Here is an 11,112-nt window from a genome sequence, read left to right as displayed (position 1 = left end):
CTTTGTACATAGTATTAAACAATACAAATTCAACGAGGTTGGCATGGTAAAAAATATATCTACTGCATATAATCCTGCTTGGAATGAAAAAAGTTTTTTTAGTGAGGTAGAAATCCAGGCTGAAAAAGGATATCCAGATTTTTCTCAAACATTAAACATGGCTTTTATTGGAAAAGTTAGTTGCGGTAAAAGTTCATTAGTTAATGCTTTGCTTAGGAAAGAGCGGGGAGATACTATCGCCAAAGTAGGTGCTAAGGCAGGAGTTACGACTAAGCGGGAACCCTGGAAGCTAGACGATCATGTCACACTTATGGATTCACCAGGTCTTGATGATGTCCACGTTAAAAATAGCAAAGTTACAAAAAAATTTCTAGAAAACATTGATGTGGGGGTATTAGTTGTTACTGGTGCTTTAGATAAGGCCCAAAAAAAGCACCTTGATGATCTTCGTGTAAGAAAGTGTAATTCTATATTTGTAGTTCTAAACAAGATTGATGAGTGGGATAAGCTTAGGCGCTCTGCTTTGGAAAGTGTTATAGACCAATGGAAGAGTGGTCTTCAGATTGATAAAATCTATCCAGTTTGTGCATTTGGTTATGATCCTGAAACTGCACCTGATGTCCTCCTAGATTTACGAGGTGTCGATCAGCTTAGAGGAGACATAGAGATATTTTTGGACGAACAGGGAAAAGACCTTTTACTTGCCAGACAGATGGATCAGAAACAATTATATGCAACTAAGATAATAGTAAGTGCTTTAGTCGCTGTTGCAGGTCAAGTTTTTCTCCCAGGAAGTGCAGCTTTTATTGTAGCAACTCAGGCTTCTGCAATTGCTTCACTTTACTACCTTTACAATGGCAAACTGCTCGATCCTAAAGTTGCGATTAGTTTACTACCTTATTTTGCATCTGAATCAATTGTTCCTGATGTTTTTTTGTTTGTACAGTCATTCATACCTCCAACAGGAGTTATCGATCTTGCTGCTGCCGTTACTGCAGTAATTACTACATTTGGAATACTAGCTACTGTGAATTATCTTCTAGCAACTGGGGTTGAAATTACAGAAAGGCAACGTCTTAAAGAGGTGTTTGGTAAATACAAAACACAAGCAACTCAAGAAGTTTTCTTCGGGGTAGAGTTTGAGATGTTAAAAAATTATGACTATATACAACAAATAGTTAAAAGATTGCTTATGAGTCAGGCAATAGCTTAAATTGGGAGGGTAATTGAGTTGGCTTATCTGACAGAGGTGGTTCAGAAGCTAAAAATCTAACTCCTGAACAAGTTAAAGCTGCTAAAAACTGGTAAACAACTGATTAAATATGCAATACCCTCCACACTCCCCACACCCCTTCAATCCTAATTCTCTATTTTTCCTACTTTTTGCAATGCCGCTCTGAGATTACCTTGGTATTCAGATAAAATCCTGTCACCTTCTTCTTTTTCTAAACCACTCCAATGCATAAAAAGTGCCAATTTAACTGAATCGTTACTTTTATTTAATAATTTTGTGGCCTCATCCCTACTTAAATCAGTTAAATCCTCAATAATGCGTAGAGCGCGATCGCGTAACTTAGTATTTTTCACTGCTACGTCAACCATACGATTACCATAAACCTTTCCCAGTCCTACCATTACTCCCGTTGATAAAATATTCAAAGCCATTTTTGTCACTGTTCCTGCCTTTAAGCGTGTGGAACCTGCCAATAACTCTGGGCCAACTACCAATCGAATATCCACATCTGCTTCAACACTAAATTGCTCTACAGGTATACAAGTAATAAAGATTGTTTTTGCCCCCCTTTGTTTTGCTGCTTCTAAAGCACCATGAACATAAGGAGTTGTACCACCAGCAGTAATACCGACTACCACATCTAAATTTGTAATATGGCGTGAAGCGATCGCCTGACTACCATCTTCAAAGCGGTCTTCCAAATCTTCGGAACTACGGACTAAAGCACCTGCACCACCAGCAATAATTCCTTGTACCAAATCCGGAGGCGTACAAAATGTGGGAGGACATTCAGCCGCATCTAATACCCCCAAACGACCACTTGTACCAGCACCGACATAAAAAAGTCTGCCACCTTGGCGTAGAGCGTCCGTAGTAATGTCCACTGCCTGAGCCAATTGTAGACGGGATGCAGCGATCGCCTCTAAAGTTCGCTGGTCCTCTTGATTAAATAAGTCCACCAACTCTAAAGAGCTTAACCTATCTAAGTTCTGACTATTGGGGTTAACCTGTTCTGTCAATAAATGACCTCGTGGCTGTAAATTGTCCATCTTTTTGTTTAGGGAGTAGGGAGTAGGGAGTAGGGAGTAGAAAAATGCTTTTGCTACTGTAGTCTATCTATATTGAAAACCGCTATCTGCTGACGATCAGTCTAATACAGTCTGATTTTTTTCTCACTGTTGCCTGTTCTCTGCTATATTTAAGGGTTTTACTCATGGAGGATAAAAAAACTTTTGATTTTTAAATTTTAACTTGGTTTTGTACAAAACAACTATAGAACCCTTAATGCTTCCATATCCCCTACTCCCCATCTCAATAAATAGCTGTCAAATGGGTTCTATAAAAGACCTTCTAGTTGACGCCTAATTCTATCTAAGTCAGACTCTGAGTTTTCAGTCTTTTCAGAAATTTCGTCTGGATCTAGTTGCCAATCAGTATTTTCTACATTATTGTCTGGAGGTATCTCCAAAGAACCTGCTGGTATAACTTCCCACTCATAATCTACACCCCTACAGAATTCCATAATTTCTTCTTGGTCAAGTTCTTCCACTGTAGGAGAAGGAAAGTCTTGAGCTTCTAGCAATACACCAAACCGAGTGGCATCATCCTCCGACTCAAACATCAATACCTTATTACGATCGCCAATCTGAATAGTATGAATTCCTTCATTTTCAGTTCTAGCATTAAACAGTAAAACAAATACTTGCATAACTTTTCCTAATGTGAATAGACAATTGTTTTGTCTATGTTAGTAGAGACAAGATAATAATGTGGTCTAAATTATAATCAAGGGAAAAAGATTTAATTTTTTGTTTTGATAACAAATTAGTGTAAGTCCTGTTAAATTTACCTACAATCTTGATACACAGAGACAAAAATATAATATCTATAGTGTTACTGAGGTACAGTTGTTTTTCTTCTTTTCTCACACCGAGTGCGCTACCAGGTATATCTGTCGCCGACACGGGGTCTCACTGCTATTCCCTGTTTCTCGAATTACTACTATGTAAGGACGTTGTATGCAACGTCTGTACTACTCCCTACTCCTGCACAACAAACGAATTTTTTACCTTACTCCTTATGAAAATTGCTATACCAGCTATATTTTAAGCAAATATCAACTTTTAAAATTTAACTTTTGACTTACTTATGACAAATACTCCAGATAATTCTAATCAGCAAACTGATACCTCCAATTCTAGAAACTGGCGCAGAATAGTAATTATTAGTGGTCTGGGTTTAGGGACAGTCTCTGTAGCAGGGGGGGCAGTAGGAACTTGGTGGTTTCAAGAAAAATTAGCCCCAATGGTGAGTGAGGATCTAACGAGACTTACCCAAAGGCCAGTTAAAGTGGGCAAACTACAAAAATTTAGAATTGGTTATCTAGAATTTGGTCCTTCCTCTTTACCTGCAACTTCAACTGACTCCATCGCTGCTTCTACGGAGGTAGTTAAAGTTAGGTATGCTCTTGGACCTTTGTTGTTCAAAACCCTGAAACTTGATATTACATTTGGAAAATCTGAGGCTAATTTACAACAAGAAGCTGATGGTTCGTTTAAAATGCCAGAATTGGCCGATCTACCAGCTCCACCTATTGATATTGAAATAACAGGTCTACGTTTCCCAGAGGTGGATGTTAGTATTCTGCCGTCAGAAACAGGAAAGTCTTCTCAACCTATACTGTTAGATTTAAGTAATATTGAGGTTTTTTCTAAGGACAAAATGCAACGTTGGTTGGTAGACCTCAATGGCAAAGTTATTGATGGTGGTAATTTTCAGCTTGATGCTGATGCTAATCTCAAAAATTCGGAAATTAAAGCTGATGTTGTAGCGCAAAAATTGCAATTACCAATATTTGCTCCTTTGGCATTAGGGTTTGCAAATATTTCTGATGTAAGTCTGCAAAGTGGGGAGTTAAATGTTGACTTGCGGACTCAGATTAAAATAACAGATAAAATTGCTGACCTTGTACAAAATATCCAGGGAAAGGTTAGTTTGCAGGAGTTGAAAGCTAACAGCAGTTTCCTGAGCGACACTGTTAACTTGAATACGGTTGCTAATGTTGCTTGGCCAAAAGTTAGGGTGGAAAATTTAAACGCTAACTACGGGAATATTGGATTAAAACTCCAGGGTACGGCACAAACAACGGCGGACTTAGACTTTCAGAATCTTAATCTGAATTTGAATGGGGAGGTTTTGCCTGTTAGTTTCGACACTTTGTTTAATACTGTTACTACAGAAATTGATTTACTTTCGGGCAAAATTGAAACAGCAGAAACTAAAGAGCAACTTCAGCAAATTCGGGGTCAAATTCAGGATATTAGACCTTTGTTAGATGGGGGTGTGAAAACTAATTTCAATATTGTTGGTAGTTTACTGCAACCAGTGGTTTCAGGAAAAGTTCAAACGACTGGAGTTACTAGAGTTGATAGATTAAGATTTAAGGATATTGCGACAAATTTTACTATTAGTCCGCAGTTAAACCAAGAATTTCAACCGCTCAATTTAACTGCTGGTTTTTCTGACTTACAAATTACTCCAGTAGTGGGAGGGAAAATTACAGGCAAGGGTGAAGTTAGAAGTCAAAAGTCAAAAGTCAAAAGTAAAGAAGAAGTCAAAATTCAAAAGTCAAAAGTTAAAAGGAAGAATTTAGAAGTCAAAAGTCAAAAGTTAGGAGTTGGCAGTCAGTCAGTTCCACAAAGTCAAAAGTTAGAAGTCGCGAGTTGGGAGTCAGTTCCACAAAGTCAAAATTTCCTACGGAATGTTTCCCTGCGGGATGCTACGCAAACGCAAACAAAAGTCAAAAATCAAAATTCAGTAGGGGCGAATGGCATTCGCCCTCACTTCAAAAGTCAAAAGTTAGGAGTTGGCAGTCAGTCAGTTCTACAAAGTCAAAATTCAGAAGTCGGGAGTTGGAAGTCAGTCAGTAAAGAGCAGGAAACGAATTTTAATCCTGTAGTTGACTTAAACCTGAAGGTGGAAAATTTACCCCTAGAACCGATCGCTCAACAATATGGTATTACTCCACCTCTTCCCCTCGGTAACTTTTCTTCTGAAGTAGCGATCGCTGGTGCTTTGGAAAGTCTGAAAGGGCAAGTTCAATGGCAGTTACCAAAAGCTGTTTATCCGGTGAGTGGTACTGTTGATATTGTTGATAGTCAGGCGAATATTAAAAATACTGTTGTTGAAGTTGGTGGGGGAAAGGTTAATATTGATGGTACTGCTAATCTGGATAACTGGCAGCTCAACGTTACTGTCAATCAAATTAATTTAGATAATTTAGAACCTTTAAAACCATTGGGTTTACCATCTGGGTTGGAAGGTATTGTTAATGCTCAAGCTAGTTCTTCTGGTCTCACGAGGGATTTTTCAATTAATAGTATTGATGGGAATGGGAGTGGGGTAATAAATATTGCTGGGGGTCAGGTTAATTTTAATGCTCGGGCAAATAATGGTAGTTTGCAGGGTAAGGGAAATGCTGTTCAATTGAGTTTAAGTGCTTTAGAAAGAATAGGGAGAAATGCAAATTTTCTGACGACTCCTAATCCTATTTTATCTAGTCAAACTGATGGGAAGGTTAATGGTGAAGCTACTTTTTCAGCTAATCTAAATGATTTAAGTTTGCCTGGCATAACCAGTGGTTTTCAGGGGAATGTTAATATTGCTAATGGTACGGTTAATGCTAATGGGAAAGTTAATAATGGTAATTTTCAAGCATTGGTTGATACTGAAGAATTACCACTTAATCCTTTGTTAGATTTGGGGTTATCGGCAGTAAATTCTGGAATTATTACTGACCAGGAACAGTTAAATAATATTAGGGTTAATATTCCCAGGTTAAAAACTCTGAATGGTAGACTAAATGGCAAGGTTAATTTATCAGGAAATCTGGCAAATCCTTCCCCGGAAAATATAGCAGGAGATTTAGTGGGAAATCTCAAAATTGAGGAAGGTACAATTAATGCTACAGGTAGTTTAAATTCGGGTAATTTTCAAACGACAGTTAAAACTAATCAAATATCTCTTACTGCCGTCGAAAAGTTATTAACAGAAGCACAAATTGTTTCTCTGAAAAATAATGTTTTACCAACAGATATTAAGGGAGAAGTTCAAGGGGAAGCGACTATATCTGGAAATATTAATAATTTAACTCCTACAGGAATTGCTATTGATGGGGATGGGAAAGTAATTATTGCTGGAGGAACTGTTAACGCTACGGGTAAATTAAATAATGGTAATTTTCAAGCTTCAGTTAATAGTAGTAAATTAGCAGTAAATCCACTTATGGATTTAGGAGAAGCGGTTTTAACATCAGGATTAATTCCAGTAGAACCTAATCAAATTCAAATTTTACAAGCTCAAATTCCTGCTATTAAAACTTTAAATAGTCAAGTTGATGTTAATGCTAATTTATCTGGAAATTTAAATAATTTATCTCCAGAAGCAATTACCGCTAATACTAATAGTAAATTATTTATTGATGGCAATGCTGTTTATATTGATGGTAAACTCGAACGAGGAAACTTTTTTGCAAATGTAGGAACAGAAAATATTGCTTTACGCCTTTTGGAAGAAACAGTCAGAAAAACTGGTTTAATTGCTATACCAGCTAGCGCAACTTTACCTCCAGGAATTGAAGGAGAATTATTTGGTAATCTGAGCGTATTTGGCAACTTAAATAATCTGAATCCTCAAGCAATAGCCGCTGATGGAACCGGAAAATTAATCATTGGAAATAATACAATTAATGCCACAGGAAAATTAAATAATGGTAATTTTACAGCCTCAGCGATCACTGAACCTATTCCATTGAGTTTTGTAAAAAAAATAGCTAAAGAGCTAGACACGAATTTGGGCACGGATAACACGAATAAGGAAATTATAGAATTAGTTTTGCCTTATTTAGACACAATAAATGGCAATATTCTAGGCAATGCTAAAGTCGCTGGAAATTTAGAGAATTTAAACCCAGAAGCTATAGCTGCTGAAGCGGAAGGAAAAGTACTTTTGGCAAATGGTGGAACTGTTAATATTACTGGAGAATTAGTAGGTAAAAAATGGCAAACTGCTATAGTAGGAGACCAAATTCCTTTAGAGCAATTTTCGGCAGCATTGGAAAAACAAGAACAGACAAAACCAGCCGTTGCAGCTATTAGACAGGTACAAAAATTATTAGGGCAAGCTGAAAATTTACCAGTAATTGGTGGCTTTTTAAATACAAATATCGACCTGTCTGGAACCCTAGCAAATTTCTCTCCAGAAGCTATAGCCGCTCAAGCAAAATTAACACTTTCAGAATTACCAGTTATTCAACAACCTCTTAATTCTCTGTTTGACTGGAAAGGTAAACAAGTAGAAATAGAAAAAGTTTCTATCCCGCCAAACGTTAATGCTAATGGAGTAGTAGGTGTAGATTTTACACAACAAAAACCACCGACAATTTCTGGAATTAATATTAATGTCAATTTGTCAGATTTTGACTTAGAATCTCTGCCCATAGAAAAATTAGCACAAAATTTACCCATAGAAAAAAAAGGAGAGTTATTAACAGGTAGAGTCAACTTTGATGGTAAAGTCATCGGTAAATCTATCGAAGATTTAAGTTTGGTTGGTGATATTGTATTGCGAAACCTAGCCGTAAATTCAGTAGATTTTGATTCCGTTTTATCTGGAAAATTAAATGCAGGAATAGCTGATGGAGTAACATTTAAAATTGCAGGGGAACAAGACCGTCTAGAATTAGTATTAGATCGATTTGATCAAACCTATTTTCCCACTGCTTTCTTAATTCAACGCGACGAAGCAAAACTCGCAGGAGTCACAGAAGGAGAAAACCTCCTAGTAACATTAGAGCAATTTCCTGTTGAATTATTAGATATAGCGCCAGCAGCACAATTTGATATCGCTCAAGTTTCCGGGGAAGCATCCGCCAAAATAGCAATATCTGGTCTGAGAACATTCGACTTGAACTCCATCGCAGCAAACGGAAATCTTGCAGTTGCCAAACCTAGCATTGGTTATATAGATGCAGAAAGTTTCACCGCAGATATCAATTTTGCCGAAGGTATAGGAACTCTCAATGACGGTACATTATTATTAGGTGACAGTCGATATGTCTTACAAGCAATGGTCGATATTAATTCTCCCGACGCCAATTTCGACCCCAAATTTGCTGGCAACCTAAAAATTGAAAAAGGTGAAGCTCAAGATATTTTGACCGCCCTCCAATGGTTTAACTTAGAAGATATTGCGCGAGGTATAAAGACTCCAAATTATGCCAACGCTGAAGATGTGCAACCAGTTGCAGTAGGTTTTCCAGAAAATACACCAGTCATTTCCCAACTGCGTCGGTTTGCCGAAATTCAAGCTTTGCTAAAACAACAACAAGAAAGTCAACAACCAAACACTCCCATACCAATACCACCCCTTGCAGACCTAGATATAACTTTTTCAGGAGAAGTAACAGCAGAAGGAACTTGGCAGTCTGGTATTGACGGCAAATTTGACATCAATGGTAGCGACTGGAGTTGGGGACCTTACAAAGTCGATAAATTTCTCGTACAGGGTCAGTATGAAAACGAAGTGCTGACAGTCAAACCACTAGAAGTGCAAGCAGGAGAAACATTATTAGCATTTAATGGAGATTTGAGTGCAGAAAATCAGACTGGGAAATTACGATTAGAAAATATAGATTTAGGAGAAATACAGAAATTTGCCCAAAATTATATACCACCAAATATCAATTTTAATATTACAGGAATTTTGAATGCCGAAACAGAAATAGGAGGAAATTTTGAAGACCCCAGAGCTATAGGCAAAATCAATATAGTAGACGGCACCTTAAACGAAACACCCATTGAAAAAGCACAAACAGAATTTAGTTATAACACTGGGCGTCTGCGTTTTGGTGGAGGTATTTCTATAATTGGAGACCCCATTTTGTATAGAGGGGATGTACCCATTGACCTACCCTTTGCTCAAGTTTCCGCAGGTAGCGATCTAATTAACGTCAGCGTCAATATTAAAAATGATGCGTTACAGATAGTTAACATCTTGACCGACCAGGTGACATTAAACTCTGGTCAAGGAGATATATTATTGCAGGTCAAAGGAACATTACAACAACCAGAACCAGAAGGATATGCTAAATTTGCAAATATAAGTATCACAGCAGCAGCATTTCCCCAACCTCTAACAGACCTAGAAGGAACAGTTTTATTTCAGGGCGATCGTATAGAGGTAAAAGAACTCCAAGGAATTATTAGTGATGGTAAAGTTGAAGTCATTGGTGTTTTACCAATTTTTCAACCCTTTGGCAGTCAAGAACCAGATATAAATAACCCCCTGACAATTACATTAGACCAACTCAATATAGACTTTCAACGAGTTTTTCAAGGTGGTATTGATGGAAAAGTCCTGATTACAGGTACAGCTTTGCAACCAGAAGTAGGCGGTAACGTTGAAGTCTCCCAAGGTAAAATATTTTTAAATCAGGCAGCAGGTTTAGCAGCAGCAGCAGGTAGTCAAGAAAATCCACCTAGTTTTGGCATGGGAGAATTTGAGATTGGTCTAAATAATTTTCAAGTGACTCTAAGCGATCGCCTACAGATGATTAGTCCAGGACTAGCTAACTTTGAAGTTGCAGGTGGTTTACTGATTAACGGAACCCTCAGCGATATTCGTCCAAGCGGCACGATCGACCTAGCAGCAGGGTCGATTAATCTATTTACTACAGAATTGCGTTTAGACCCCAACTATAACAACATAGCTACCTTTACCCCAATTAATGGACTTGACCCCATTGTAGATGTACAGCTATTAGCATCAGCTTTTGAAAGCAACCGTTCATCATCCCCATCATCACCATTATCACCTGAGACCATAGATGCTCCATCACCAGGCACCTTGAATAGTAGTCAGAGAGTTAGAATTATGGCAACAGCAAAAGGACCTCTATCAGAATTAGAAAATAACCTAGAGTTGACCAGTTCTCCAAAGCGATCAGAAGTACAAATAGTCAGTTTGTTGGGTGGTAATATCATTGATACCCTTAGTGAAGATAGGAATTTAGCATTAGCTAATGTAGCAAGTACCACCATACTTGCTAACTTACAACAAGATATTATTGCAGCAACTGGGTTAAGTGAATTTCGGATATTTCCTGCAAGTATTCCTAAACGTGGAGCGCGACGTGCTTCCTCTTTGGGTTGGGGTTTGGAGGTAGGTGTTGACGTGACGAATAAATTAGGAGTATCCATGACTAGACTTTTTGGTGCCAATGAACCAACGGAATTTTCTCTACTTTATGAACTTAATGATGAAGTACGCATTCGAGGAGGGAGTAACTTTAGTGATAATGCAGTATTATCAGTCGAATATGAGGTGCAGTTTTAATAGGGAGTCATTTCAGTTATCAGTTATCAGTTATTGGTAGGGTGTGTTAGCGATAGCGTAACTGAGCGAAACCCTTCTGGCTAAGTGTAATATCAAGGCAACAGGTTCGCCATGTCATCCGCCAAGAAATTTATTTCTAGGATCAAAGCAGAAGTCATCTTTAGATGACTAATTTATTATGACTATAGCAATGTGCGCTGGCATATTTACAAATTACAGAAAATGTCCAATAGCTAGAAGTCTTATATTATCGGTTTTTTATTCCCCCTGTTCCCTGTTCCCTGTTCCCTGTTCCCTGCGCACAGCGCTATAATATGAAGTCTACAGGAGCTATTGTTTCTCAGCAGGGGGACTGATCTCAAATCCGGTAGCATCGGAGTAATTAAACCTGAATTTTCGGCCACCAATGGTACTGGGTTATAGCCTTGATTGCAAATTGCTGTGTTAAAAGAACTTGACAACGCTCAAACAGAATTTCTTCTAAC

At 37.9% G+C, this 11,112-nt stretch carries 4 protein-coding genes; 2 read left to right on the top strand and 2 right to left on the bottom strand.

The window, feature by feature from the left end; genetic code table 11:
- Positions 1-1,213: GTPase (locus tag F6K13_RS04870; protein ID WP_287286936.1), on the top strand; the 1,213-nt coding region annotated here is incomplete at its 5' end.
- A gap of 146 nt (positions 1,214-1,359) precedes the next feature.
- On the opposite strand, the gene murQ is transcribed toward F6K13_RS04870, so the two are convergent.
- The gene (gene murQ, locus F6K13_RS04865) at positions 1,360-2,283 is read right to left on the bottom strand and encodes an N-acetylmuramic acid 6-phosphate etherase (protein WP_287286934.1); all 924 of its coding nucleotides are present in this window, start codon (positions 2,281-2,283) and stop codon (positions 1,360-1,362) included.
- 287 nt (positions 2,284-2,570) lie between these two features.
- Positions 2,571-2,942 (bottom strand): DUF3110 domain-containing protein, encoded by a 372-nt coding sequence (locus F6K13_RS04860; RefSeq protein ID WP_287286933.1) that lies wholly within the window; start codon positions 2,940-2,942, stop codon positions 2,571-2,573.
- Between the two features lie 440 nt (positions 2,943-3,382).
- Between F6K13_RS04860 and F6K13_RS04855 the strand changes: the two genes are divergently transcribed.
- Positions 3,383-10,627 (top strand): translocation/assembly module TamB domain-containing protein, encoded by a 7,245-nt coding sequence (locus F6K13_RS04855; protein ID WP_287286932.1) that lies wholly within the window; start codon positions 3,383-3,385, stop codon positions 10,625-10,627.
- Positions 10,628-11,112: the final 485 nt, after the last annotated feature.

It is taken from the genome of Okeania sp. SIO2B9, assembly GCF_010672505.1.
Classification (GTDB): Bacteria; Cyanobacteriota; Cyanobacteriia; order Cyanobacteriales; family Microcoleaceae; genus Okeania; species Okeania hirsuta.
The sequence above is the reverse complement of the archived record's forward strand: the minus strand, read 5'-3'. Positions and strand labels throughout refer to the sequence as shown.

What these genes read in the sequence shown, in the direction of transcription:
- murQ (WP_287286934.1), bottom strand. Translation starts at nt 2,283, where the DNA reads ATGGACAATTTACAGCCACGAGGTCATTTATTGACAGAACAGGTTAAC.
- F6K13_RS04860 (WP_287286933.1), bottom strand. Translation starts at nt 2,942, where the DNA reads ATGCAAGTATTTGTTTTACTGTTTAATGCTAGAACTGAAAATGAAGGA.
- F6K13_RS04855 (WP_287286932.1), top strand. Translation starts at nt 3,383, where the DNA reads ATGACAAATACTCCAGATAATTCTAATCAGCAAACTGATACCTCCAAT.